Origin of the sequence: Pseudomonas sp. Y24-6, assembly GCF_020295325.1 — a bacterium.
GTDB classification, from domain to species: domain Bacteria; phylum Pseudomonadota; class Gammaproteobacteria; order Pseudomonadales; family Pseudomonadaceae; genus Aquipseudomonas; species Aquipseudomonas gregormendelii.
In genome coordinates this window covers 283935-309352 of sequence record NZ_JACBXG010000004.1, presented here as the reverse complement: position 1 = coordinate 309352, position 25418 = coordinate 283935, and the positions used below count along the sequence as shown (strand labels likewise).

Annotated in this window: 21 protein-coding genes and 1 riboswitch; of the genes, 7 read left to right on the top strand and 14 right to left on the bottom strand. The window is 60.7% G+C overall.

Going from position 1 to position 25418, the window contains the following annotated elements; translation table 11 throughout:
* Nucleotides 1–73 precede the first annotated feature (73 nt).
* Nucleotides 74–820: an RsiV family protein gene (locus HYI44_RS10165; RefSeq protein ID WP_122841545.1), complete on the top strand. Its 747-nt coding sequence runs from the start codon at nt 74–76 to the stop codon at nt 818–820.
* Here HYI44_RS10165 and cytX read toward each other — a convergent pair.
* On the bottom strand, nt 789–2081 hold the full coding sequence (gene cytX, locus HYI44_RS10160) for a putative hydroxymethylpyrimidine transporter CytX (RefSeq protein ID WP_122841544.1): 1293 nt from the start codon (nt 2079–2081) through the stop codon (nt 789–791). The two genes, HYI44_RS10165 and cytX, sit on opposite strands and share 32 nt — an antisense overlap.
* 165 nt (nt 2082–2246) lie before the next feature.
* Nucleotides 2247–4136 (bottom strand): phosphomethylpyrimidine synthase ThiC, encoded by a 1890-nt coding sequence (gene thiC / locus HYI44_RS10155; protein WP_225569338.1) that lies wholly within the window; start codon nt 4134–4136, stop codon nt 2247–2249.
* Between the two features lie 168 nt (nt 4137–4304).
* Nucleotides 4305–4410, bottom strand: a riboswitch (TPP riboswitch).
* Nucleotides 4411–4612: 202 nt separating this feature from the next.
* Here thiC and HYI44_RS10150 point away from each other — a divergent pair.
* Entirely contained in the window at nt 4613–6046 is a 1434-nt protein-coding gene (locus HYI44_RS10150) for a TolC family outer membrane protein (RefSeq protein WP_122841543.1), read from the top strand.
* Nucleotides 6047–6173: 127 nt separating this feature from the next.
* On the opposite strand, the gene waaA is transcribed toward HYI44_RS10150, so the two are convergent.
* Together waaA and HYI44_RS10140 are read right to left on the bottom strand one after the other, a co-directional pair.
* Nucleotides 6174–7451, bottom strand: coding sequence for a lipid IV(A) 3-deoxy-D-manno-octulosonic acid transferase (gene waaA, locus HYI44_RS10145; RefSeq protein WP_225569337.1), 1278 nt, complete (start codon nt 7449–7451; stop codon nt 6174–6176).
* Between the two features lie 11 nt (nt 7452–7462).
* A complete protein-coding gene (locus HYI44_RS10140) occupies nt 7463–8365 on the bottom strand; it encodes a LysR family transcriptional regulator (RefSeq protein WP_205895992.1) in 903 nt (300 codons plus the stop codon).
* A 102-nt stretch (nt 8366–8467) separates the two neighbouring features.
* Here HYI44_RS10140 and HYI44_RS10135 point away from each other — a divergent pair, with 102 nt between their 5' ends.
* From HYI44_RS10135 to HYI44_RS10120, 4 genes are all read left to right on the top strand, one after another.
* Nucleotides 8468–8800 (top strand): DMT family transporter, encoded by a 333-nt coding sequence (locus tag HYI44_RS10135; protein ID WP_015093202.1) that lies wholly within the window; start codon nt 8468–8470, stop codon nt 8798–8800.
* Nucleotides 8801–8977: 177 nt separating this feature from the next.
* Complete coding sequence (locus HYI44_RS10130; RefSeq protein ID WP_225569336.1) at nt 8978–10153, top strand: NAD(P)/FAD-dependent oxidoreductase; 1176 nt, start codon at nt 8978–8980, stop codon at nt 10151–10153.
* The gene (locus HYI44_RS10125) at nt 10150–10962 is read left to right on the top strand and encodes an aldo/keto reductase (RefSeq protein WP_225569335.1); all 813 of its coding nucleotides are present in this window, start codon (nt 10150–10152) and stop codon (nt 10960–10962) included. Before HYI44_RS10130 ends, HYI44_RS10125 begins: the two co-directional genes overlap by 4 nt.
* Before the next feature lie 32 nt (nt 10963–10994).
* Nucleotides 10995–11963 (top strand): metal ABC transporter ATPase, encoded by a 969-nt coding sequence (locus HYI44_RS10120; RefSeq protein WP_122841539.1) that lies wholly within the window; start codon nt 10995–10997, stop codon nt 11961–11963.
* Between the two features lie 96 nt (nt 11964–12059).
* Here HYI44_RS10120 and hldE read toward each other — a convergent pair whose 3' ends face one another.
* From hldE to HYI44_RS10105, 3 genes are all read right to left on the bottom strand, one after another.
* Nucleotides 12060–13481: a bifunctional D-glycero-beta-D-manno-heptose-7-phosphate kinase/D-glycero-beta-D-manno-heptose 1-phosphate adenylyltransferase HldE gene (gene hldE, locus HYI44_RS10115; RefSeq protein WP_122841538.1), complete on the bottom strand. Its 1422-nt coding sequence runs from the start codon at nt 13479–13481 to the stop codon at nt 12060–12062.
* Nucleotides 13482–13593: 112 nt separating this feature from the next.
* Complete coding sequence (gene msbA, locus HYI44_RS10110; protein WP_045061877.1) at nt 13594–15399, bottom strand: lipid A export permease/ATP-binding protein MsbA; 1806 nt, start codon at nt 15397–15399, stop codon at nt 13594–13596.
* A 15-nt stretch (nt 15400–15414) separates the two neighbouring features.
* Complete coding sequence (locus tag HYI44_RS10105) at nt 15415–16587, bottom strand: O-antigen ligase family protein (protein WP_122841537.1); 1173 nt, start codon at nt 16585–16587, stop codon at nt 15415–15417.
* Nucleotides 16588–16698: 111 nt separating this feature from the next.
* Here HYI44_RS10105 and HYI44_RS10100 point away from each other — a divergent pair, with 111 nt between their 5' ends.
* Nucleotides 16699–17304, top strand: coding sequence for a lipopolysaccharide kinase InaA family protein (locus tag HYI44_RS10100; RefSeq protein ID WP_122841536.1), 606 nt, complete (start codon nt 16699–16701; stop codon nt 17302–17304).
* Here HYI44_RS10100 and HYI44_RS10095 read toward each other — a convergent pair.
* From HYI44_RS10095 to HYI44_RS10065, 7 genes are read right to left on the bottom strand one after another with little or no spacing between them, the layout of a single operon-like run.
* The gene (locus tag HYI44_RS10095; RefSeq protein WP_225569408.1) at nt 17299–18393 is read right to left on the bottom strand and encodes a glycosyltransferase; all 1095 of its coding nucleotides are present in this window, start codon (nt 18391–18393) and stop codon (nt 17299–17301) included. The genes HYI44_RS10100 and HYI44_RS10095 overlap by 6 nt on opposite strands.
* A gap of 48 nt (nt 18394–18441) precedes the next feature.
* Nucleotides 18442–19203 carry a glycosyltransferase family 2 protein gene (locus HYI44_RS10090; RefSeq protein ID WP_225569334.1) on the bottom strand — a complete coding sequence of 254 codons (762 nt, stop codon included), beginning with the start codon at nt 19201–19203 and terminating at the stop codon, nt 18442–18444.
* A 55-nt stretch (nt 19204–19258) separates the two neighbouring features.
* Complete coding sequence (locus HYI44_RS10085; RefSeq protein WP_225569333.1) at nt 19259–20215, bottom strand: glycosyltransferase; 957 nt, start codon at nt 20213–20215, stop codon at nt 19259–19261.
* A complete protein-coding gene (locus tag HYI44_RS10080; protein WP_225569332.1) occupies nt 20212–21654 on the bottom strand; it encodes a PIG-L deacetylase family protein in 1443 nt (480 codons plus the stop codon). Before HYI44_RS10080 ends, HYI44_RS10085 begins: the two co-directional genes overlap by 4 nt.
* Entirely contained in the window at nt 21651–22547 is an 897-nt protein-coding gene (locus HYI44_RS10075; RefSeq protein ID WP_045061882.1) for an antimicrobial resistance protein Mig-14, read from the bottom strand. Before HYI44_RS10075 ends, HYI44_RS10080 begins: the two co-directional genes overlap by 4 nt.
* Complete coding sequence (locus HYI44_RS10070; protein WP_225569331.1) at nt 22547–23677, bottom strand: glycosyltransferase; 1131 nt, start codon at nt 23675–23677, stop codon at nt 22547–22549. Before HYI44_RS10070 ends, HYI44_RS10075 begins: the two co-directional genes overlap by 1 nt.
* Entirely contained in the window at nt 23661–25418 is a 1758-nt protein-coding gene (locus HYI44_RS10065) for a carbamoyltransferase (protein ID WP_045061884.1), read from the bottom strand. Before HYI44_RS10065 ends, HYI44_RS10070 begins: the two co-directional genes overlap by 17 nt.

Sequence of the window (25418 nt, the reverse complement as noted above, 5' to 3'; positions counted from 1 at the left end):
GTGGCGAACTGATTACCGCGCTGGCAGTCGAAGCGGGTAACTTTCGCCTTTCCCTGTTTCATGAAGGACGCCCATGTCGCTTTTCAAAATCGCCTCCGTGGCCGCAATCGCGTTGACCCTGGCCGCTTGCCAGAGTCTGTTCCAGCCCAACTACCGGACGCCGCTGGAAACCACCCGTGACGCCTCCGAGCAGCTGAAGCCGGGCTGCACGACGGCTGATTGCCCGCTGGTCAATATCGACACCCTGCGCTTCCCTGCCGAGCCTGCGCTCGACGGCATCATCGAAAAGCGCTTGCTGCAAATGACCCGCACCTCGCCCGACGCCCCGGTGGCGCCGACGCTGGCGGCCTATCGCGATGAGTTTTTGCGCACCGCCGGCCCGCGCTACAGCAGCTATTTGCAGGCCAAGGTACGGGAACAGCATGACGGCTTGGTGATCATCGAGTTTTCCAGTTACCTGGACACTGGCGGAGCCCATGGCACGCCGGGCCGCAGCTTCATCAACTACTCGCGCCAGCAACACAAGGTGCTGACGTTGTCGGACATGTTGCTGCCAGGCCAGGAAGACGCATTCTGGAAAGCCGCACAGGTGGCTCACAACAGCTGGCTGATCAGCACCAAGCTCGATCAGGAAGCGGAGTTCGTGAAGAGCTGGCCCTTCCAGAAGACCCAGAATGTGGCGCTGACCTACGGCGGGGTGATCCTCAAGTACGAAACCAGCACCATCGCTCCCTACGCGCTGGGCCATGTCGAACTGAAGATCCCCTACCCACGCCTGAACGGCATTCTCAGGCCCGAGCTGTTTCCTGGCCGTAACTGAAGGCTCGGCCCAGCACCAACTGCAGCAACCCTGCCAGAATCAGTGACGGCAGGGTTGCGCCGATGTCCGGGTACAGATTGGCCAGCAAATGATAAGTGCTCACCCCGCCCAACCAGGCGAGCAACGCCGGCCAGCGCAATGCGGCTGATGCGACTCGGGCACTGCGCTTGCGCAGGATGAAGTGATCCACCAGCACCACGCCGAACAGCGGCGCAAACACCGAGCCGATCAACAGCAGGAAGTTCTGGTACTGCGCCAATGGCGCCAGCAAGGCGATCAGCGTGCAGACCAGGCCGATGGCCAACGCCAGGTGCTCGACTTTGAAGCGCACCAGCACCCCGCTGGACACTGCCGCCGAGTGAATGTCGGCAAAGGCGTTCTCTGACTCGTCCAGCAGGATCAGCAGCAGCGGAATCCCCAGGCCGGCGCCAGCCAGTGCCAACAGCAAGGCATTGACTTCACCACTCGGGGCGAACGCCAGGGTGTAGGCCACGCCAAGGCTCATCAGCCAGAAGTTACCGATAAAAAAGCCCAGCGCGGTTCCGCCGAAGACGTTTTTCGCACGCGTGCCGAATCGCGAGTAGTCGGCAATCAGCGGCAGCCAGGACAATGGCATCGCAATGGCGATGTCGAAGCCCACGGCGAACGGCATCGAACCGTCGCCCGCCTGCGCCCACAGTGCGGCCAGGTCGGCTTTGACGAACAGGTTCCAGGTCAGCCAGATGCACGCGGCCAGCAACAGCCAGATACCCCACTTGCGCAGGATCTGGCGCACGAACGTCAGTGGGCCGCTGACCGCCAGCAAAGTCGCCAGGCCACCGAAGAACAGGGTCCATAACAGTGGGCTCGACAGCAGACTGCCTTCGCTGAAGGCGCGTGCGCCCAGCAGACTGGCGGCGTCGCGCATGACGATGATTTCGAACGAGCCCCAACCGATCAGTTGCAGCAGGTTCAGCACCGCCGGCAGGCTTGCGCCCTTGATGCCGAGGCTCAGCTTGAGTGCGGCCATCGACGACAGGCCGGTGTCGCTGCCGATCACGCCGACGGCCGCCAGCAGCAGGACGCCGACCAAGGTGCCGAGGAAGATTGCCAGCAGTGAACCGGACAGGCCGAGGCCCGGCGCGAGCAAAGCGCCGGTTTGCAGCACCATCAGGCCGATGCCGAGGGAGAACCACAGGGAAAACAGATCGCGACCACCGAAGACACGCTTTTCAGCGGGCACCGCAATGTCGGGGGAGTAAGTGCTGGGTTGAATGCTCACGGGTGTTATCTCAGAGGGACATTTGTTGTTGTGTTGATCGCTATCGCTGGCAAGCCAGCTCCCACAGGTATCGTGGCGATCACAAAATCTGTGTGCGACACAAATCCTGTGGGAGCGGGCTTGCCCGCGATGGGGCCCTTGAAGGCCCCACCTTTTCAGGTCAGATCAAACCTTCTTGTACAGCTGACTGCCTTCCTGCTTGAACCGCTCAGCCTGCTCCGCCAGTCCCTGGGCAACTTCGGCATCAATGGTTTCGATCCTCTGGTTGGCCGCATATTCACGGACTTCCTGAGTGATCTTCATCGAGCAGAATTTCGGTCCGCACATGGAGCAGAAATGCGCGACCTTGGCCGAATCCTTCGGCAACGTCTCATCGTGATACGAACGGGCGGTGTCCGGGTCAAGGCCCAGGTTAAACTGGTCTTCCCAACGGAATTCAAAACGCGCCTTGCTCAGGGCATTGTCGCGAATCTGTGCACCCGGATGGCCTTTCGCGAGATCGGCAGCATGCGCGGCGATCTTGTAAGTGATGATCCCGGTTTTCACGTCATCCTTGTTCGGCAGGCCCAGGTGTTCCTTGGGCGTCACGTAGCAGAGCATGGCGCAACCGAACCAGCCGATCATCGCCGCACCGATACCGGAAGTGATGTGATCGTAGCCCGGCGCAATGTCGGTGGTCAGCGGGCCCAGGGTGTAGAACGGCGCCTCGTCGCAGCACTCGAGCTGCTTGTCCATGTTTTCCTTGATCAGCTGCATCGGCACATGGCCCGGGCCTTCGATCATGCACTGCACGTCGTGCTTCCAGGCGATTTTGGTCAGCTCGCCGAGGGTTTCCAGTTCGCCGAACTGCGCGGCGTCGTTGGCGTCGGCAATCGAACCTGGGCGCAGACCGTCACCCAGCGAGAAGCTGACGTCGTAGGCCTTCATGATTTCGCAGATGTCTTCGAAATGCGTGTAGAGGAAGTTTTCCTTGTGATGCGCCAGGCACCACTTGGCCATGATCGAACCGCCACGGGAAACGATGCCCGTCACGCGCTTGGCGGTCAGCGGCACGTAGCGCAGCAGCACACCGGCGTGGATGGTGAAGTAGTCCACGCCCTGCTCGGCCTGTTCGATCAGGGTGTCGCGGAACAGCTCCCAGGTCAGGTCCTCGGCCGCACCGCCGACTTTTTCCAGGGCCTGGTAAATCGGCACGGTACCGATCGGCACCGGCGAGTTGCGGATGATCCACTCACGGGTTTCGTGAATGTGCTTGCCGGTGGACAGGTCCATGACCGTGTCCGAACCCCAGCGAATGCCCCAGGTCAGTTTCGCCACTTCTTCTTCGATGGACGAACCCAGGGCGCTGTTGCCGATGTTGCCGTTGATCTTCACCAGGAAGTTACGGCCGATGATCATCGGTTCCAGTTCGGTGTGGTTGATGTTGGCCGGAATGATCGCGCGGCCACGGGCGATCTCGTCACGGACGAATTCAGGGGTGATGATCTTCGGCACGCTGGCGCCGAAGCTGTGGCCGGCGTGTTGCTGGTCCAGCAGGCCGGCGGCACGGGCCACCTCGAGCTTCATGTTCTCGCGGATGGCAACGTATTCCATCTCTGCGGTGATGATGCCTTTGCGCGCGTAGTGCATCTGGCTGACGTTGGCCCCGGCCTTGGCGCGGCGCGGGTTGTTCACGTGGGCGAAGCGCAGCTTGGTCAGCTCGGCATCGGCCAGGCGTTCCTGGCCGAAATTGGAGCTCAGGCCGGGCAGGCGCTCGGTGTCGCCACGGGCTTCGATCCACGGCGAACGCACATCACCCAGGCCTTTGCGCACGTCGATGATGACGTTGGGGTCTGTGTACGGGCCCGAGGTGTCGTACACAACGACAGGCGCGTTGATCTCGCCGCCGAAATCGGTCGGGGTCACGTCAAGGCTGATTTCGCGCATCGGCACGAGGATGTCCGGGCGAGAGCCCTGGACGTAGACTTTTTGCGAGCGGGTAAAGGGCTGAACCGACTGTTGATCGACTTGGGCCGAATCACTCAGGTTCGTCGTATTTTTTAGTTTTATAGTCATCACGGGCTCTCCAGACAGCATCCAGGCAGTGGATTTTTGTCGGAGCGAACCTGTAACGAATGGACGCGACCAATCAGCGATGACACTGCTGCTGGTGCTGTGCTCAGTGCTCGAGGGGTGTTCGATTGTCGAACAACATCCCGGACGAAGCACAAGAGGACTCGCCGGGTGACGAGAAATCTTGTTCCCTACGCAGGCGCTAACCTGATCAGGTTCAACGGGATCCGAAATTATTCGATCTCAGCCTCATAGCAAGGCACCCCGACAAGAACCCGGCCAGTCTAGACACAACTGACACAGAACGCCAACCCCGCAGTAAACACCTTGATGAATGGCGTAATTACAGGATTGTTGCCGAACGTGTGGGCAACTACACTCGCTACGCCGCATCACGTCATGACGTTGTGCGTTGACGATCTACAACATCGCGCCGTACCTTGGCGCAAATTATCAGCGTAATTTTTAGGGATGGCCGCATGCTGCGCAAACTTTCACTGGCCCTTGCCGTGTCTTGTGCTTCGAATGGAATGGCCTGGGCAGCGGAAGCGCCCTTATCGACCAGGACTGACCTGGTGAGCGTCTATCAGGAAGCCGTGGATAACAACGCCGACCTGGCCGCTGCTCGCGCCCAGTACGGCGCGCAGAAAGAGGTAGTGCCGCAGGCACGGGCCGGGTTGTTGCCGAATCTGTCCGGCGGAGCCCAGGTCGCCAATGTGCGCACCGACATCAATCAGCCGTCCGCCGTGGCTTCCCGCAGCGCCAACTCCTATCAGGCGACACTGGCCCAGCCACTGTTCCGCGCCGATCGCTGGTTCCAGTACCAGGCGGCCAAGGACGTCAACGAACAGGCGGCCCTGCAACTGTCCGCGACAGAGCAGAACCTGATCCTGCAGACGGCCGAAAGCTATTTCAATGTGCTGCGCAGCCAGGACAACCTGGCCTCGACCAAGGCTGAGGAAGCGGCATTCAAACGCCAGCTGGACCAGTCCAACGAACGCTTCGATGTCGGCCTCTCGGACAAGACCGACGTGCTGCAATCGCAAGCCAGCTACGACACTGCGCGGGCCAACCGCATCGTTGCGCAGCGCCAGGTGGATGATGCGTTCGAAGCGCTGATCACCCTGACCAACCGTCAGTACAACTCGATCCAGGGCATCGTCCATACCCTTCCGATCCTCCCGCCTGCACCGAATGATGCGAAGTCCTGGGTCGACACGGCCGCCCGGCAGAACCTCAATCTGCTGGCCAGCAACTACGCGGTCAGCGCTGCTGAAGAAACGCTCAAGCAGCGTAAGGCCGGCCACGCTCCGACGGTGGATGCGGTGGCGAAGTATGAAAAAGGTGACAACGACGCTTTCGGCTTCAGCAATCCGAATGCTTTCGGCCAGGCCTATGGCGGCCCCGTCGAGCAACGCACCTTGGCGCTGCAGCTGAACATCCCGATCTACAGCGGCGGGCTGACCAGTTCCCAGGTCAGGGAGTCCTACTCGCGCCTGGACCAGACCGAACAACAGCGTGAAGGCCTGCGCCGGCAAGTCGTGGAGAACACGCGCAATCTGCACCGCGCGGTGAATACCGACGTCGAGCAGGTGCAGGCGCGCAAGCAGTCGATCATTTCCAACCAGAGCGCGGTGGAAGCGACTGAAATCGGCTATCAGGTCGGTACGCGCAACATCGTCGACGTGCTCGATGCCCAGCGCCAGCTGTACACCTCGGTGCGCAACTACAACAACACCCGGTACGACTACATCCTCGACAACCTGCGCCTGAAACAGGCAGCGGGCACGTTGAACCCGGGCGACCTGGAAGACCTCAAGCGCTACCTCAAGCCCGACTACAACCCCGACAAGGACTTCCTGCCGCCGGATTTGGCCAAGGCTGCGGCTGAGCAATTGAAAGCTCGACCGTAGACGCAAAAAATCGTCCGAACACGGCCCGAGCCTGCGGCAGCTCCTACATGGAAATGCATTCCAAAGTAGACGCTGCCGCGCAGGCTCGGGCCGCGTTCGGACGATCTTTGATTCCAGGCGACGCAGTCTAACGATCGATCAACCGCCCCAACCCATCCAGCAAGCGTTGCAACGCGCCCTGGTTGGCGCGCATCACACTCAATCCGGCCTGGGCCATGCGCTGCGCGTCCCGGGGCAATTCGAACAAACGTTGCACCTCTACCGCCAACCCTTCGGCATCTTCCACCTCCTGCAGCGCGCCGGCATTGCGCAGTTGCGCGGCTATTTCGAGGAAGTTGAACAAGTGCGGGCCGCTCAGTAAGGGCTTGGCCAGTGCTGCCGGCTCCAGCAGGTTGTGCCCGCCGTTCGGTACAAGGCTGCCACCGACGAATGCGGTATCCGCCAAGGCGTAAAGGAACAGCAATTCGCCCATGGTGTCGCCCAGCAGTACTGAAGTACCGGCGCTGACCGTCTCGCCGGTGGAGCGTCGAACCGTGGCGAAGTCCTGCCGGGTGCACAGCTCGAACACCGAATTGAACCGCTCCGGATGGCGCGGTACCAGGATCAGCAGCGCATCGGGATGATTGGCGAGCAACTGACGATGCGCCGCCAGCACCACCTCGTCCTCACCTTCATGGGTGCTGGCGGCAATCCACACCGGACGCTCCCGTGCTTGCCATTGGCCGCGTAACTCGGTGGCACGCTGCAGCAGCTGCGGGTCGATGGTCAGATCGAATTTGATCGAGCCGGTGACTTCGACGGTTTCCGGGCGCGCACCCAGGTCGCGAAAGCGTGAGGCCTCGGCCTCGGTCTGCACCGCAAACAGGCTCATTTCGGCGAGCATCGGCCGGGTCAGTTTGGGCAAACGGCCGTAACCCCTGGCCGAGCGCTCGGACAGTCGGGCATTGGCCAGCGCCACGGGAATACCCCGTTTTGCACACTGGTGGATATGGTTGGGCCATAGCTCGGTTTCCATGATCACGGCCAGTTTCGGCCGCACGCGATCCAGGAATCGCTTTGCCGCACAGGGCAGGTCATAGGGCAGGTAGCAGTGTTGAATTCGCGGTTCATTGGCGAACAGGGCCCGAATGCGCTCGGATCCGGTCGGGGTCATGCAGGTCACGGTGATCGGCAACTGAGGATAACGTTGCAACAGAGCGCGGATCATTGGCGCCGCCGCGACGCTCTCGCCAACTGACACCGCGTGTACCCAGATTCCGCCGGGCTGCAACACCGGCAGGCCGTAGGAAAATCGCTCGCCGATGCGTTTGGCATACGCCGGCGCCTTGCGCGCCCGCAGCCAAAGCCGAATCGCTACCAATGGCAGCCCCAGGTAAAACAGCGCGGTGTAGAGAGTTCTATTCATGGCGGCGGAGTTTATCGGCTTTTGTCGCCGATCGCCCGCAAGTGCACGGCAAAACGTTCCGCCAGCCAGCGAGCGGCCGGGCCCAGTGGTTCGTCGCGACGCCACACCAGCTCCACGACGAGGGCCGGAGGCGTCCATTCGCTGACCAGCTCTACCATCTGCCCCTGATAAGCCGGGTACTGCACCACGTGCCGCGGCAACCAGGCCCAGCCGAGACCACGTACCAGCCATTCGGCCATTACGTAGAAACTGTCGGCCCGCCAGACCTGCGGACTGGCGGGTTCGCTACCGGGGTAGACACTGGATTGAGTGGACATGAGTAACTGGCGATGCTGCGCCAACTGCTGGCAATCAACTTCGTTTTTGCCTGCCAATGGGTGGCCGGTGCCACACACTGTAACCATTTCGACGCTACCCAATACCCGGCGCTCAAGGGATTCGGGAATCTGGTCGTGATAAAACAGCAGGCCGAGGTCGGCCCGGCGCTCCACCAATTTACGCGCCACGTCGCCCTGGGCAGCACTGGTCAGTTGCACCTCAAGGCTGGGAAATTGTTGCGCCAGGGCTTCAAAGCTATCCACAACTGCCTGGTAGGGCATGGCCTCATCCTGGGCCACCCGCAGACGGGCTTCCTGCCCGCGCATCATCGCCAATGCCCGGCCGTTCAAACGCTCGCACTGACGCAGGACTTCCCTTGCTTCTTCGAGCAAGGCATCGCCGGCTTCAGTCAATTTCGGCTGGCGCCCGCTACTGCGATCAAACAGGCTGACGCCGAGGTCTTCTTCCAACAGCGCAATCGAACTGCTCACGGCCGACTGGGCCTTGCGCTGAACGCGCGCCACCGCCGAGAACGAGCGTTGTTCCGCTACGCTGACAAACAGACGAAGCTGTTCCAGATTCCATTGCATGCTCATGGGCAACCCATCTCCGTAACAGATAGGTAATGACTTTACCGCATCTGGGGAATCTCTAAAATGCAGGCTTGATAAAGCAACACATCACTTGAGGATGCACCTATGACCGCTTACTACTACCTGGCCATTGCCATCTGCGCCGAAGTGATCGCGACCGTTTCAATGAAAGCCGTCAAAGGTTTCAGCACGCCCCTGCCGTTGGTGCTGGTGATCGTCGGCTACGGCATCGCCTTCTGGATGCTGACGCTGGTGGTGCGCAGCGTACCGGTGGGGGTGGCTTATGCGGTGTGGGCCGGCATGGGCATCGTGATGGTCAGTGTCGCCGCGCTGTTTATCTACGGGCAGAAGCTGGATGTGCCGGCGATGCTGGGCATGGCGCTGATTGTGCTGGGGGTGGTGGTTATCCAGTTATTCTCCAAAACTGCAGGCCACTAACGCCCGCAATGCTGTCTAGTCTGGGAGTGAGCCTGCTCGCGATAGCGGTGCGCCAATCGACGCATCGGTTGCCAGGTAAACCGCTATCGCGAGCAGGTTCACTCCCACGGGTCTGTCGGCCGCTGCAATGTTTGAGTCTGTATACTGCGCCCTCGTCTTGAACACTGAGGTCGCTGCATGCCATCCGTTATTTCCACCGACGTTCTGATTGTCGGCGCTGGTGTCGCCGGCCTCTGGCTGAACGCGCGCCTGCGCCGCCAGGGTTTTTCGACCGTGCTGGTGGAAAGTGCCACCCTCGGTGGCGGGCAGAGCCTGAAGTCCCAAGGCATCATCCACGGCGGCGCCAAGTATGCGCTGCACGGTGCACTGACCGGCGCCTCGGAAGCCATCGCCGATATGCCACGACGCTGGCGTGAAGCGCTGGCCGGCGACGGCGAACTGGATCTGAGCGGCGTACGCCTGCTGTCCGAAGCCCACTATCTCTGGTCCCCCGGCACCATCGCTGGCAACCTCACCAGTTTCTTCGCCAGCAAAGCCGTGCGTGGCCGGGTCGACCAGGTCAAGGGCGAGCAACTGCCACCCGCCCTGCAAGACAAGCGTTTCAAGGGCAAGGTCTATCGCCTGGCCGAGCTGGTGATCGATGTACCGAGCCTGATCCAGCGCCTGGCCGACCTCGCGGGCGACGGCCTGCTGGCCGGGCATGAGATCGAACCGTTTCTGGAAGCTGGCCTGCTGGTCGGCCTTAGAGTCGACGGGCGCGATATCCGGGCGCAGCGCATCGTTCTCAGCGCCGGGGCGGGTACCGCAGAGCTGCTCGAAGCACTGGGGTTGAGCCAGCCGGCCATGCAACGTCGACCGCTGCACATGATCATCGCCAAGGGCCCCGGCCTGAAGCCGTTGTACGCCCACTGCCTGGGTGGCGGGACCAAGCCGCGCATCACCGTCACCACGCACCCGGCGGCCGATGGCCAGTGGGTCTGGTACCTGGGTGGCGATATTGCCGAAGCCGAAGGCGTCGCCCGCGAGCCGGTCGAGCAGATTGCCACCGCGCAGAAAGAACTCGGCCAGCTCCTGCCCTGGATCGACCTCAGTAGCGCCCGATGGGCCACTTTGCGAGTGGATCGTGCCGAGCCTTTGCAGTCCGGCCTGACACGCCCGGACAATGCTTTCCTGGCTGAACAGGGCCGGCTGCTGGTCGGCTGGCCGACCAAGCTGGCACTGGCGCCGGACTTCGCTGACCGGGTCATTGCCTCTCTTCAACGCGATGGCATCCAGCCCAGCCACAACGCCACGTTGCCTGAACTCCCGAAACCACCCATGGGCATTCCTGCCTGGGAGCAACTGCTGCCATGAGCCAACCAACCCTGCACGAACTGCACCGCCCGCTGGGCAGCACCGGCCTGATGGTTTCGCCACTTGGCCTGGGCACCGTGAAACTGGGCCGCGACCAGGGCGTCAAGTACCCGAACGGTTTCCAGATCCCGGGCGATGATGAAGCGCGCATGTTGCTCAAGCTCGCACGGGACATGGGGATCAACCTGATCGACACCGCCCCGGCCTATGGCCACAGCGAAGAACGCCTCGGCCCGTTGCTGCGTGACCAGCGCCAGGACTGGGTGATCGTCAGCAAGGTGGGCGAAGAGTTTGCCAATGGCCAGTCCAGTCACGACTTCAGCGCCGCCCACACCCGGTTGTCAGTGGAACGCAGCTTGAAACGTCTGGAAACTGATTTTATCGACCTGGTGCTGGTGCACTCCGACGGCAATGACCTGGCGATTCTCAACGACAGCGAGGTCTACACAACCCTCGCCGAGCTCAAGCAAGAGGGCAAGATCCGCGGATTCGGCTTCTCCGGAAAAACCGTCGAAGGTGGCTTGAAGGCCCTGGAACAGGGTGATTGCGCGATGGTCACCTACAATCTGAACGAATTGAATGAAAAAGCCGTCATTGACTATGCTGCTGCTCACGGCAAAGCCATTCTCGTCAAGAAAGCCCTGGCCAGCGGCCATGTGTGCCTCAGCCCTGGCGTAGATCCGGTGCGCGCCAGCTTCGAGTTGTTGTTTGAACATCCGGGCGTTGCCAGTGCTATTGTCGGGACCATCAATCCGCTGCACCTCGCCCACAATGTCGCGACCGTTGCCAAGGTCCTTCGTAGAAACTGACGCCGCCGACGCGGCCTTAAGCAGGAGCCGACATGCCGCGTACGCTCATAAGAAAGAACCCCAGCAACTTCAAGACCCTGCCGTTATTCGTCGAAGCGACTCCCGAAGGCCTGAGTTACCAGAGCGTCGGAATGCCGCTCAATTTCTCGCAAACCCTGCAGCGTCGCCGCCCCGTGGCCGTGGCCGATGCAGAGCGCTTCGCCGTGGAGCTGGCCAATCTCGGGGTTTCGGTGCGCCTTACATTGCACTGGCAGAACCGCGATTACTGGGTCTTGGTGCGCCAGCGCCGACAGGATCGCGGCGACGTGGTGCTCAAGCTGATCTCCGGTTATGTGCCGGCCCACGAGCTCAACCTGCCGCTGCACACGGCCATTCAGGAAATCGCCGAAGAATGCCTGCTGGAAACGCCCGAAGGCTGGCTTGGCGGACGCTTCAATGACACCTGGCTGCCTGCGCCCTACTCGTCCGCCCTGCATTATCGGGAAGCCTTGCCGTTTCGATTGACGCCCCTGTCGGGATCGGCTCGACCGGTGCGCTGCGCGAACATGCAACTGATCGAACGTCCACGCGCTTACGTGCACCTGCCCACAGCCTCGTTGCAACTGATCTACGACTTACGCCTCGACGTCCCCAAGGAAGCCAAGTCGCTCAGCCTGTTCCATGTCGACGAACGCCTGGAAGGCGACCAACTGGTGGCCAGGCTCGATCGCAAACGGCCCGATCTGTACCTGATGCCCTTGCAGGACGGCCAGCCGATGGCTGAGCTCTACACCTTGAAGAAGGACCACCTGTATCCGGCGAGCACTCGCGGGTTGTACCTGGCAGAGAGTTTTGCCCTGCAGGAAGGCTGGCTGGTGCGCGATGAGCGGATCAAGTGGAAGGATTGGGTGAAGCAGCAGGGACTGAGCCCACCGGGGAAGGACTCGGGTTTAGCGAGGTTGCGGGGCAAGGCCAAGCAATTGCTCAAGAGAATCGTGCCACGCAAGAAGGTCAGTTCCTGAACCAAAAGATCGCAGCGTCTACAGGGCAGGAGCTGCCGCAGGCTGCGATCCTTTGACGTGCGATCAAAGAAATTTTCAAGGATCGCAGGCCAGCTCTTACGACTTGCGGATCTTCTCCACAATCGCCGTAGTCGAGCTGTTTTCCACCAGCCCCAGGACTTTCACCGTGCCGCCGTAGGCTGCCACGATGTCCGCACCCACCACCTGCTCAATGCCGTAATCGCCACCCTTGACCAGAACGTCGGGCTTGACTTCGCGCAGCAGGTTTTCCGGGGTCCCCTCCGAGAAACTGATAACCCAGTCCACAGCGCCCAGGCCGGCCAGGACGGCCATGCGCCGGTCAACACTGTTGATCGGACGCCCAGGACCTTTCAGTCGGCTCACTGACGCATCGTCGTTGACCGCAACGATCAGACGATCGCCTTGGGCCCGCGCCTGCTCCAGGTAAGTCACGTGACCGGCATGCAATATGTCGAAGCAGCCGTTGGTGAACACGATCTTCTCTTTATGCGCACGGGCATCGTCAACCGCCAGCAGCAGTTGCTCGAGCCCCAGCACACCGCGCTCGGAGCCTTCTTCGCGCTGAATGGCGCGCCGCAGTTCCGGTGCACTGATGGCAGCAGTACCCAGCTTGCCGACCACGATACCCGCGGCCAGGTTGGCCAGGGCCACTGCATGGGGCAATTCTTCACCGGCTGCGATCGCTGCTGCCAGGGTCGAAATCACCGTATCACCGGCCCCCGTGACGTCGAACACTTCACGCGCCCGTGCGGGAAGGTGCAGCGCGGGATGACCGGGGCGCAACAAGGTCATGCCGTGCTCACCGCGAGTCACCAGCAAGGCGCCGAGGTCGAGCTCCTGCATCAGGGTCGCGCCCTTGGTCACCAGTTCGTGCTCATCGCTGCATTTGCCGACGATGGTTTCGAACTCGCTGAGGTTCGGCGTGATCAGGCTTGCACCACGATAGATGGAGAAGTCCTTGCCCTTGGGATCGGCCAACACCGGAATACCACGAGCGCGGGCAGCCTGGATCAGCACCTGATGATTCTTCAGCGCGCCTTTGCCGTAGTCGGACAACACCAGCACCTTGATGCCTTCGAGCAATCCATCGACTTGCTCGCCCAAGGCGAGGGCATCGGTAGCGAAAGGTTCTTCGAAGTCGATACGCAGCAATTGCTGGTGACGACTCATGACCCGCAACTTGACGATGGTCGGCTGGTGCGCGATGCGCTGGAACAATGCCCGCACGCCGGCGCCCTTGAGGCTGTTGGCGAGGCTGTCGGCGGCTTCATCGTCGCCGGTGACGCCAATCAGGGAGGCCGGCGCACCTAGAGCGGCAATGTTCAACGCAACGTTGGCGGCACCGCCTGGGCGGTCCTCGATTTGCTCGACCTTGACGACTGGTACCGGCGCCTCCGGGGAGATCCGTGAGGTACCACCATGCCAATAACGGTCGAGCATGACATCGCCGACCACCAAGACAGGGGCTTGATCGAATCGCGGCATGGACAACTTCATGGAGCAACCCACATACAAAATGAACAGGGGCGCGATATTAACACAGGGTTGCCGTGGGCTTGCGCCACGGCTGCAACCGAATGAAACATCGTTCTTCGCCCCCGGGTCTGGATCAGGCGATATTTTCCGTCGGTGCGTCGAGCCCCATGGCGTGCAGGCGCGAGTAGTAGCCATTTTGCGCCAACAACTGCGCGTGGGTGCCACGCTCGACGATTTCACCATGGTCCATGACCAGAATGAGGTCGGCCTTTTCGATGGTCGACAAGCGGTGAGCGATCACCAGCGTGGTACGGCCCTTCATGACCTGGTCCAGTGCCGCCTGGATATGGCGCTCGGACTCGGTGTCGAGTGCCGAGGTCGCCTCATCCAGGATCAGCAACGGGGCATTCTTCAACAGGGCCCGGGCAATCGCCAGGCGCTGGCGTTGACCACCGGACAACAGCACGCCGTTTTCACCGACCTGGGTATCCAGGCCATCGGGCATCTGGGAAATGAAGTCCATCGCATAAGCATCGGTGGCGGCCTTCTCGATATCGGCCCGCGGGGCGCCAGCCAGGTCGCCGTAGGCGATATTGTTGGCGATGGTGTCATTGAACAGCGTCACATGCTGGGTGACCTGTGCCACGTGCCGACGCAGGTTACGCAGGCGATAGTCTTCGATTTCGACATCATCGAGCAGGATCTCGCCGGTCTCGTGATGGTAGAAACGAGGGATCAGGCTGGCCAGGGTCGACTTGCCACTGCCGGAGCGACCCACCAGCGCGATCATCTGGCCGGGTGCCGCGGTGAAGCTGATGTTTTTCAACACTTCACGATCGGTGTCCGGGTAGGTAAAGCTCAGGTTGCGCACTTCCAGGTAACCGCTGACGCGATCACGCTCGACCGTACCGCTATCAACTTCAGGCTCAACGTCCAGCTGTTCAAAAATGCTTTCGGCACCGGCCACGCCTTTCTGGATGGTCGAGCTGACTTCCGACAATTGACGGATTGGCTTGGGCAGCAGGCCCGCCGCCGTGATGTAGGCCACCAGGTCGCCCGCCGTAGCATCGCCCCGCAGGAACAGTACCAGGAACATCAACACGGCCATGGCGGTATAGATGACCAGCTGCAACATCGGCGTATACACCGCGCCGGTCTTGGTCATGCGCAGCTGCTTGTCCGTGTTGCCCTGGCTGGCTTCGGCAAAGCGGCGCTCTTCATAGCTCTCGCCGCCGAAGCTGCGCACCACGCGATAACCCTGGATGGTTTCAGAGGCGACGTGGGTCACATCCCCCATGGCTACCTGGATTTTCTTGCTCTGCTTGCGGAATTTCTTGCTGGTGTTACCCACCATAAAGGCAATCACCGGCAGAATCGCCAGCATCACGATCGTCAACTGCCAGTTCATCCACAACAGATAGGCAAACAGGAACACCACGGTCAGGCCTTCACGAATCACGACCTTGATCGCGTCCGTGGCGGCGCCGGTGACCATGGTCACGTTGAAGGTGATGCGCGAAATCAGATGCCCCGAGTTATGGGTATCGAAGTAGCGGTTGGGCAGTACCAGCAGCTTGTTGAACAGCTCGACGCGCAGGTCATGCACCAGCCCCAGCGAAACCTTCGCCAGGTAGTAGTTACCCAGGAACGAGCCCAAGCCCTGCCACGCCGCGATCAGGATGATCAGCAGTGGCACCGCCATCAGCAACTGCAGGTCCTTGAGATAGGGAACATTGGGAAAGAGCACCGCTTCAGGGTTGCTCAGGCCGTCGACGAAATATTTGAGGATCCCCGCCAGCATCGGCTGGGTGGAAGCAAAGATCACGAAGCCCACGATACTCAGCAGGAAAAGGCCAACATAGGGTTTTACATACCCCAACAGCCGAAGATAGATTTTCAGGCTGGAGTCCTGTCCCGCTTTGGGCGGTGCGTCACTCATCGTAGAGCTCACTTGTTAGGAAGAACGCGAAATTTTATCACAGGCACCGGGGTTGGCCCGCGCCCATACCAAAACACTGGCCAACCCGATCGGTAGCCAGCTGATGAACCACTCAGCCCTGGGCGTGCCGGTCAGGCTGGCCGCATCAAATTGCATGGCCAGGGTGGAAAACAGCCAGATGCCGATAATGCCCTGGCCGTACAGCGACGTCCTGGCTTTCCAGGCCTCAAGCAGCACGCCAAACCAGACTGCACACCACAGCAGCAGGCCTGGCAGACCCAGCTCGATTGCCACATGGCTGAACAGATTATGGGCATGGTCGAAATACATGTCTGCGGCGAACACCTTGTAGTCGCCGCCCAGCCCGAGGCCGCGCCATGGATGCTCGGCGATCATGTTGAGGCTGGCAACCAGGATCTCCGGACGATAGGAGGCACCGCGGGCCAGCACCAGTGGTTCGAGCAACCAGAACGCCAGCAGCGCCACCGCCAGGGCACCGATGGCGACGACGCAGCTGCGCCGGTCCCGGCACCAGATGGGCATGGCGAGCAACGTGAAGAACAACGCCAGGGCCGCACCCCGGCTCTGGCTCATCACCACGAATGCGCCAAGCAAGCCCAAGGCCACGGCCCAGAGGGCCTGCATCCAGCGCTCGCTGGGCACCCAAAGCACGAGCCACACGGCCGCGAGCCCGATGACGTAGCCGCCAAGGATCGGGTGAGACAGCTCCCCCAGGCCTTCAAGACGTGCAACCCAGGCATTGCCATTAACACCGTAGAATTTTATGACGGCGGCCAGGGCTGTCAGCGCCAGACCAAAACCGCCCCACTGCATGAGGCGAATCACGCGCTCCGGTCGACCATTGGCCAATATCGGAAAAAACAGCAGGAACACGACTATGTACAACAGGCGCTTGGCCTCGCGAGCGGGTTCCTCGACGTTGGTCCACGACAGGCTGATCAACGACCAGACGAGCAAACCCAGCAGCGGCAGGTAGATCCAGCGCTGTTCGTACAGCAGCTCTTTGAGTCGAACCCGCGCAGGCCAGGCGAATACCAGGGCCGGGAGCCAGAGCAAAGCGACCAGGCCCTGTTGATAGGCTTTGTTGGTAGGCGCTACGGCAATGGCCAGTAAAAACCAGATCAGCCCTGCGGCCATCCATAGTTGCGCCCAGCGTGTTTCCTGCATCGATTTGCTCCTTGGATAGTTCGCCCTGCCTCACCCGGCATGGTTAAAACTGAAACTTTTCGGCATCATTGCCCGCCACGGCGCTCCGCAATTCCCACAAGGCTTTCTACGATGCAATGTTCCCGACTTCCGCAAGACGCTTTAAATCAAATGATTGAAGGCGCCAGAGTATTGGAGGCTGATAGCTACGGTCCGAAAGTCTACCTGTTGCAGGATGGGAATATCCTCAAACTGTTCAGGCGCAAGCGACTATTTTCTTCCGCCATATTTCGCCCTTACTCGAAACGGTTCATCGATAACGTCCTGGAACTGCAAAAGCGCGGTGTGCCCACCCTTCAGGTGCTGCAGTTCTACCGTCTGCAAGGTCCAGGCATGACCGCCGTACTGTATGAGCCATTGCCGGGTGAAACCCTGCGCCAGATTGCGGCAAAAGACGGCTTCGACTGGCAGCAGAACCTGCCGGCGCTCGCAGAATTGATCCGCAGCCTGCACAAATCGGGAATTTATTTTCGCTCGTTGCACCTGGGCAACATCGTGGTGACGCCAGATAACCGCATGGGTTTGATTGATGTCGCAGACATGCGCTTTGTGCGTGGCCCACTGCCGAAGCACCTGATCAAGCGCAACCTGCAACACTTCGCGCGCTATATTGCACGCGAGAACCTGAACGGCAGCTTTCCAATGCAAGCATTGGAGCAGGCCGTCATGCCGTCATGACAACAGTTCGCGGACCGCTTGGCTGAAGTCGAGCCAGGCCTGGTCAGGTGCCAGCTTGCGGTACTGGGCCGCTGCAATCGTTGATGCAGAGGCATCGAATGCACTCACAATAGCCGCGCTCCAGGCGTTGACGTCGGCAGCGGCGACATACACGCCCTTGTCATCGAGCTGTTCGCGAAACACTGGAAGTTCGCTGGCTATCACCGGCACGTCCGCCATGACGGCCTCCTGCATGATCAGCCCGAGGCCCTCGCTCAACGAGGGGATCGCCACCCAGTCGAAAGCGCGGTAGAGCTGCGCGGCGTCGTTCAAATGCCCCGGCAACGAGACATTGCCGCCGAGCCCCAGGCTATCAATACGCGCCTGCAGCGCGGCACGATTCGAGCCCTCGCCGATAATGACCAGACGCAGATCTGCGCGCTGTTTCAGTGCTAGCGCGAAGGCGTCGAGCAGGCACGCAAACCCTTTCTTGTCTTCCAGTCGACCGACCGCACCCAGCACCGGCGTCTCGTCGAGCGGCAGCCCCAGGCGAGCACGGGCATCCTCTCGCGAGAGCACCTCGGCGCGAAAGGCAACAGGGTCATATGCACTGCGCAGCGCCTGGATAGGGAGTTGAAGGTCCTGGCCCAGCTTGGTCGCCAGCGTGCCTGACACTGCGACCAGCGTCAGTTGAGTCGGCTTGAAGTGCTGGAACAGCGCCCGGTCTTCGGGACGAAGTCGAGTGGACCCGTGAAAAATCACGATGGCCCGCACGTGAGGCAGTTTCTTCAGCAGGGGCAACAAAGTGCGGGCAACGCCCAGGCCGTCGAGCAGCAACAGATCCGCCTGGCTTTCCAGGAGCGCTTTCTTGAAACCGGCCTGCATCCAGGGCTTGGTCAGCCGCCAGAAATGCCGCCCTTTCAACTGCGCGGAGGACAGGTTCCACTCCCTGGCGCCAGCCACGTTCACGCCACAATCGGTTGCGCAGCCCTGTAACAGCCAGGTCTTGACCGGTGATGTCGAGGCCGCCTGGGACAGAATCTGTTGGTGAACCTTGTGTATCGACGCAAAAGGCGCACCGCCGGACCACATCACATTAAGAATGCTCATGGCGACACGTATCGCTTCAGGCATCTGCCGGGTTCTCTCCTGGTGCACTTAATTGATGAACCAGCCAATGCATACTCCCACCAGTAGAGACAATGCGAACTTGATCTGTTCGCGCCGACTGCGCCGCGCCTTGCGCTCACGCTCGACAGAAGTCTGGACGTGCAAACCAAACCCCGTATGCCGAACCGCATCACCCTCAAGCGTCACTGCAGTCAGGTTCAGCTGCGCGTAACGCTTGGACAGCGCCTTCTCCCCGTCGTGCGAGGCATAAGGGGCACACAGCCGATATTCCTTGATTCGGCGCAGCCCGGGGTTCAGCGAGAAACTCTGCCACTCGGGCTTGTCCGAGATCAGCGGATAGCAGGCCACGCCACCAATGAACTCCCGAGCACCCAGGCGAATGTAAGGGCTGTGCACACTCAGATCGTAAATATAGCTGCGCATCCAGACCTGGAGGATTTCCGGACGCAATTCGAGGATTTTCAGCGAATCTTCCACGAATCCTGGGCGATAGAATTCCCAGTCGTCTTCGCAATGGAAAATGTACGGAGTGCTGACATGTTCGTAAGCCAGGTCAATGGACGCCAACTGACCGAGCTTCGGGCGATTGACGAAAATCGTGCAATGGTCTTTCCAGCCCGCAGGGATGGCCGAATGCACAGCCTCGTCCCCGGCATCTTCAGTAATGAAGACTTCGCGGATGGGCGCTGTGTTGAACCGGTCAAAACTCTCGAGAGTGGTTTTGAGCAGGTCCAGGCGGCCACAGCTGGTGACCACCAAGGTGATGTTACTTTCTGTTGAAAACTGCACTTGATTCTCGTTTAAAGTCAAAGTGCCAGCAATATCAATGGCTGACCGGCCCTTGTCAAACGCCCAGCTTCAGGCGCACTTTTTCCAGCAGACTCAGTGGCGCACGGACGCGCAGCGCCGGCTTGAGCGCCTCGACGATGCGTTCGCCGATACGCGCAAAGCTCAATTGCGCCACGACCAGTTCCCGGCCGTTACTGGCAATGCGCCGGGCCAGCTCGGGGTCGGCCCGCAGTTGCGCCAGCTTTTCCTGCAACTGTGCGATGGTCTGGTAGAACACGATGTTATGCATGTCCTGCAGACCCAACGCGCGGCTCTCGGCCTCGCCCTGGTCATACGCCAACAACACACAACCGCAGGCCATGGCTTCGAAGTTCTTGATCATGAACTCGCCCATGCCGACATCGGCACTGACGAAGAAACGGATGCGGTTGAGGGTATCGCAGTATTCCTCACCGGACTTGGTCCGGGTCACGACCAGCGGCTCAACCCGCCCCAGCTCATCGAGCAAGGCTTTGCGACCGCTGTAGGCAACGCTGTTGGTGCTGCCGACAAATGCCAACTCGATATCACGTTCGCGACCCTGGTCCTGCAGCAGGGTCTGGTCGTAGCCCTTGGGCACGAACACGGCATCAAACCCTTCCTCGCGCAGACGCTCGGCCACCACATATCCCGAGCTGATCACCCGCACCCACGGCAACTTGCGGTAATGGGCGCTGAACTTGCCGGTGTACTTGCACGGGATGTAATTCTGGTAGGCATCGTGTTCCAGAAAGACCAGGTTGGGCACGGTCTGGATAAAGCGAACCTGCCTGATTTCCTTCTTGAAGCGCAGGAAGAACACAATGCGGTCGTAGCGAGTTACATCGACGTGATGGCGGAAATAACCGCGCAGGTCGTCCTGCTCCTCGCTGGTCAACTCGCGCTTGTCGCAATCGCAATGGGCGGCGATTCCGTCGTAGAGGCGATCAAGGATCGCTCGCTGCTCTTTCTGCACCAGGAACAGGACTTTCAATTGTTTTCTCTCTTTCCAGACAGATCTTGCACCCAGAACAATTCATGGCGGCGCACGGTTTTGCGGAAAAACTCGTTTTCCCCGTAAGCCGGCCAGCGTCGAGCCGCCAGGCACCTCTGTATCGCGCGCCGCAGCAGGCGCTTCAATGGCAGCCTCGGCTGGAGGTCGTGCATCATGCCCAGGGCCATTGCCTTGCGGCATTGTTGTTTGTCGGACAGGCCGAGCGCCCAGGGACGCATGGGCTCGTCGGCCGTCAGTTGCGGCGGCAACGCCACGCCAGTGCCTGCTTCACCCATTGGCCAGCGATCGTTATCGTGGAGGTGATTGGCGTAATACAACAAGGTTTCAGGCTGCCAGGCAGTGGCGCCCAGCGCCTGCATGACGGCTTGCTGAGAACACTGGTGGTCCGGATGGGGATCGAAGCGCGGATGCGGCAACACGATGACCTGGGGCTGGATACGCTCGATGAGCTCATGCAGATCCCCCAGCAGGTTGTTCCAGGTAGGGGCACCGTCAGCATCACTGCGCAGGGCAAACGGATTGAAGCGGCGGAAGTAGCGAGTATCGCCAAGCTGCGCTTCGCGGGAGGCCGCCGGACAGTCCGGGGCATCCTGCATCGCCGGCAATTGCAGACAGAAATACCCCAGCTGGATGCAGCGTTCCTGCGCGACACCGCCCCACAATGGCACGCCAATGCTGTCCCACGCACGCAGCGAGCCTTTGAGGCGCGCCGCTTCGACGCTATCAAGGCCCATCTGCTGGTAGTGCTCGGCCTCTATTTCGCCGGCGGTCACCGTCACGATCCAGCTTTGCTCGGCGCTGCTGTACAAGCCAAACGCCGCCAGCTCGGCGTCGTCGGCATGGGGGGCGATGACCAGCACCCGCTTGTCACGGTAGTCGGGGTATTCGAAGGCCCACAGCACGGGTTCGCCGAGCAACCGGCAGAACCGTCCGCGCAAGCGCAGTTGCCCTTCGGACAGCACCGACGCCTGCCCGGTGAGATTGAGATAACGCAACCCGTCGACACCCCGCTCGAAAGTCTGACGATCGGGATTAGTGCCCCCCGCCAACTCGACCACGGGATCGAAAAAGCGTCCCAGCCAGGTGCTTTTAATGCGCAGTGCCAACACCAGCGTGGCGTCGTCGACCAGCATGACGCCCTCGTCCAGGCGCAACCGTTCGCCGTGCAGATGGACTTTTGGTTGCTGAGTGTAGGGCGCAAAGCTGTATTGGTAATCATCGCCTGGGGAATAGAACAAATGGTCGGCGAACCAGGCTTCATGGGCTACCCAGCCCAGCACCGCAATGACCAGCGGCAACCACCAGGTCACTAGCCAGCCAAGGGCCACTAACACGAAAAAGGCGATAAGCAGGCTCAGGCGCTTGTTGCGTCGATGGCGCTTTAGCAGCAGCTGTTTACGGCTGGTGGGCTGATTCATACAGTGAATACCGGGACAGGATTACACCAGCGATCCTTGTATTCCCGATCGGCTCGCCCGAAAGAGAATCGCAAGGGCTTGTCCAGCGCCCGGGCATGCTCCCAGGCACTTTGCGTATTGAGGAAACTCAGCACGCTGCCGGGACTGAATTCGCGGGTTTCAGGATCGACGCCACCGTTGATGTACTCGACGCTGATCCATTGCGGCGCTTCCACCCGGTAGACCAGTTGAATCGCGATCGGCGCATCATTGAGGAAAATGACCGAGCCAATCAGCAACTCACGCAACAGCTCGATGACCTCTGCCATGCGCTCGGCACCTGTGGCCGGGAAACCCCATCTGCGCTGGAACAGATCGCAGTAGATCGCTGCCAGTTCGCCGCTGGAAAACTCGGTGACTGGTCGCACGACGCCGCCGGCCTCTTCCAGAAGACGCAATTCACGGCGCTGGTTATAGCGGAACTTCTTCGACAATTCTTCAGGGGTGCGGGCCATGGCCAATTGCTCGGCTTGCAGCCTGATACCGGTGAACCTTCCTTCGCTCATCGCGCACAGGTAGCGTGCACGATGGCGCAGCGGCGCCTGGGCATCGGCGGCGGCCGGCAGGATCAGTTCTGCATTGCCCAGGTCGAACAGGCCTTTTTTACCCCGTCGCTTGAGCACATCCTTGGACAGCGCCAGGTCGCGACCCCAGGTCGGGATAGCAGCCTTGATTTCACCTTGCTGTTCCCATGCCAGATAACGCACCGGGATATCGGCCATGTGTGCCAGGCGTTCAACGACCATCGGATGGGTTGCGACACTGCCGCCATAACGATGCCAGGCATCGGCATAGGTCGCGGCATCGATTACTGCCCAGCCACGTTCGCGCCAGCCTTGAAGTCGGTTGAGCATCAGCCCCTCTTTGCCAGTTCGGTAACACGCGGCAAACGCCAGAAAGCGTCACCCACCGCGCGATCGGAGAAGCGTTCGCGCAAGCGATCAGTCATCAGTTCCGCGCATTGGCGGCGCTGGTGATCGTCCATCGCGGCCAGGTGCTGCAGCCCTTGGGCCAGATGCTCGGCATCACCCAGGGGGAACAGGATACCGACACCTTCGACCACTTCCCTGGCGCCGCCCGCTGCAGTGGCGAGCAGCGGCACGCCGGCGGCCATGGCTTCAAGCAGCACCATGCCGAACGGCTCATGATCGGAACTCAGGGCAAACACATCGAAAGCACGGAAATAACGACGAGCCTCGGGCACCTGGCCCAGGAACAGTACCCGGTCACCGACTCCCAACTCGCGGGCGAGCGCCTTGAGGTCCTGCTCCAGGCGACCGGTACCGAGGATCACCATCTGGCTGTTCACCGGCAAGCCAGGCAAAGCCTTGGCAAAACCGTGCAACAAGGTGGCCTGGTCCTTGTCGGGATGCAGGCGCCCGACGTTACCGACGATCCACGCATCCATCGCCAGGCCAAGGGTCTCCCGGGCTACCTGCCGCGACAGCTGGCTGTCTTGCAATGCCTGCACGTCGATGCGGTTGTAGAGCGTCTGGATTCGGGAATCCGGCCATTTCGGCAGGCATTTGCGCATATCGTCGCGCACGGCATCGGACACCCCGAGCAGGCTCAGGCGCTTGCGAAAAATATGCGCAAAAAGTTTGCGGGTGCCGCGCTTGTAATCGCCAAAGGCATGGTGCACGCCAATCACCGGCAACGAGGTACCGAGCAAGGCGATATAGATCGGTTTGAAGCGGTGGGCGATGCAGAAGCTGAAGTTGCGCGACGCGGCGATCTTGCGCAGATCCCGGATCGCGCCCAACTTCAGGCCACGAATGGACTTTGAACTGTACTCCATGAATAACACTTCATCGGAAGCACAGCCCGCAGCGACTTCGGCATCGGCCGTCCCGGTAAGAAACACCGTGGTCACCCGATAACCGGTCCCCGCGAACAGGCTGGCGTACTGCCGGGCGCAGTCCAGAAACGGCCCGTCATAGCCGTGACAGAACTGCAGCACATGGCGTTCAGCCGAGCGTGTCATATGCGTCAGCGCCCTCTTTGACCACCAGAATGTCTTCCATGATCAGATACTGCAGGTCGGAACCGAAGAACATGTTCAAGGCGTCGGTCGGTGAGCAAATCATCGGCTCGCCACGACGGTTAAGCGAGGTGTTGAGCGACACACCGTTGCCGGTCAGCACTTCCAGCGCCTTCATCATGTCGTAGTAACGCGGGTTGTATTCGCGCTTGAGCACTTGGGCCCGGGAAGTGCCGTCTTCGTGGACGACTTCCGGCACGCGGGTCTTCCACTCTTCAGCCACTTCAAAGGTGAAGGTCATGAACGGCGCCGGGTGATCGATCTTGATCATCTGCGGTGCAACGGTGTCGAGCATCGACGGGCAGAAAGGCCTCCAGCGCTCGCGGAATTTGATCTGGTGGTTGATGCGGTCAGCCACGCCAGTGGCACTCGGGCAACCAATGATCGAACGACCGCCCAACGCACGCGGGCCGAATTCCATCCGCCCCTGGAACCAGGCAACCGGATTGCCATCGACCATGATCCTGGCGATATTTTCCGGCATGTTCTCGAGCTTGCGCCACACCGGCTTGCTCGGGTGACGGGCGCATGCTGCCAGCACGTCTTCGTTGGTGTAGGACGGGCCGAGGTAGACGTGTTCCATCTTCTCGACTGGCACACCACGGGCGTGCGACACATAAGCCGCGGCACCGACTGCGGTACCGGCGTCGCCCGATGCAGGCTGGACGAACAGTTCCTTGACGTCGTCGCGGGCGATAATCTTCTGGTTCAGCTTGACGTTCAACGCACAGCCGCCAGCAAAGGCCAGCTTGCCGGTTTCCTTGAGCACGTCGCCCAGATAATGGTCGATCATCTGCAGCGCCAGCTTCTCGAACAGCGCCTGCATGCTCGCGGCGTAGTGGATGTAAGGCTCGTCGGCAATGTCGCCTTCGCGCTTTGGACCCAGCCACTCGATAAGTTTCGGCGAGAAGTAGAAACCTTTGCCTTTCTCTTTGTAGCGGCGCAGGCCGATCACGTTGGCGTAATCGGTGTTGATCACCAACTCGCCGTTCTCGAAGGACGCCAGGCGGGAAAAGTCATATTTGCTGGCATCGCCATAAGGCGCCATGCCCATGACCTTGAACTCTCCGTCGAGCATCTCGAAACCGAGGAACTCGGTGATCGCGCCATACAGGCCGCCCAGGGAGTCAGGATCGAAGAACTCCTTGATCTTGTGAATCTTCCCGTTCTCGCCATAACCGAAGAAGGTCGTGGCGTACTCACCCTTGCCGTCGATCCCCAGGATCGCGGTTTTCTCCTTGAAACCGGAGCAGTGGTAGGCGCTGGAGGCGTGGGCCAGGTGATGCTCGACCGGCTCGATCTTGATTTTCTTCGGATCGAAGCCCAGTTGCTCGAGGCACCAGACAATTTTGTTGCGATAACGCTTGTAGCGACGGTTGCCCATCAGGATCGCATCAAGTGCGCGATCCGGGGCGTACCAGTAACGCTTGGCGTAGTGCCAGCGAGCCTCGCCGAACAGGCTGATCGGGGCGAACGGAATCGCGACTACATCGACGTCGGACGGTTTGATGCCCGCCTGTTCGAGGCAGAACTTCGCCGATTCGTAGGGCATGCGGTTCTTTGCATGTTTATCGCGCACAAAGCGCTCTTCCTCAGCCGCCGCGACCAGCTTGCCGTCGATGTACAAGGCTGCGGAAGGATCATGGCTAAGGGCGCCGGACAGGCCAAGAATCGTCAATGCCAC

What these genes read in the sequence shown, in the direction of transcription:
- HYI44_RS10165 (WP_122841545.1), top strand. Translation starts at nt 74, where the DNA reads ATGTCGCTTTTCAAAATCGCCTCCGTGGCCGCAATCGCGTTGACCCTG.
- thiC (WP_225569338.1), bottom strand. Translation starts at nt 4,136, where the DNA reads ATGACTATAAAACTAAAAAATACGACGAACCTGAGTGATTCGGCCCAA.
- HYI44_RS10150 (WP_122841543.1), top strand. Translation starts at nt 4,613, where the DNA reads ATGCTGCGCAAACTTTCACTGGCCCTTGCCGTGTCTTGTGCTTCGAAT.
- waaA (WP_225569337.1), bottom strand. Translation starts at nt 7,451, where the DNA reads ATGAATAGAACTCTCTACACCGCGCTGTTTTACCTGGGGCTGCCATTG.
- HYI44_RS10140 (WP_205895992.1), bottom strand. Translation starts at nt 8,365, where the DNA reads ATGAGCATGCAATGGAATCTGGAACAGCTTCGTCTGTTTGTCAGCGTA.
- HYI44_RS10135 (WP_015093202.1), top strand. Translation starts at nt 8,468, where the DNA reads ATGACCGCTTACTACTACCTGGCCATTGCCATCTGCGCCGAAGTGATC.
- HYI44_RS10130 (WP_225569336.1), top strand. Translation starts at nt 8,978, where the DNA reads ATGCCATCCGTTATTTCCACCGACGTTCTGATTGTCGGCGCTGGTGTC.
- HYI44_RS10125 (WP_225569335.1), top strand. Translation starts at nt 10,150, where the DNA reads ATGAGCCAACCAACCCTGCACGAACTGCACCGCCCGCTGGGCAGCACC.
- HYI44_RS10120 (WP_122841539.1), top strand. Translation starts at nt 10,995, where the DNA reads ATGCCGCGTACGCTCATAAGAAAGAACCCCAGCAACTTCAAGACCCTG.
- hldE (WP_122841538.1), bottom strand. Translation starts at nt 13,481, where the DNA reads ATGAAGTTGTCCATGCCGCGATTCGATCAAGCCCCTGTCTTGGTGGTC.
- msbA (WP_045061877.1), bottom strand. Translation starts at nt 15,399, where the DNA reads ATGAGTGACGCACCGCCCAAAGCGGGACAGGACTCCAGCCTGAAAATC.
- HYI44_RS10105 (WP_122841537.1), bottom strand. Translation starts at nt 16,587, where the DNA reads ATGCAGGAAACACGCTGGGCGCAACTATGGATGGCCGCAGGGCTGATC.
- HYI44_RS10100 (WP_122841536.1), top strand. Translation starts at nt 16,699, where the DNA reads ATGCAATGTTCCCGACTTCCGCAAGACGCTTTAAATCAAATGATTGAA.
- HYI44_RS10095 (WP_225569408.1), bottom strand. Translation starts at nt 18,393, where the DNA reads ATGAGCATTCTTAATGTGATGTGGTCCGGCGGTGCGCCTTTTGCGTCG.
- HYI44_RS10080 (WP_225569332.1), bottom strand. Translation starts at nt 21,654, where the DNA reads ATGAATCAGCCCACCAGCCGTAAACAGCTGCTGCTAAAGCGCCATCGA.
- HYI44_RS10075 (WP_045061882.1), bottom strand. Translation starts at nt 22,547, where the DNA reads ATGCTCAACCGACTTCAAGGCTGGCGCGAACGTGGCTGGGCAGTAATC.
- HYI44_RS10070 (WP_225569331.1), bottom strand. Translation starts at nt 23,677, where the DNA reads ATGACACGCTCGGCTGAACGCCATGTGCTGCAGTTCTGTCACGGCTAT.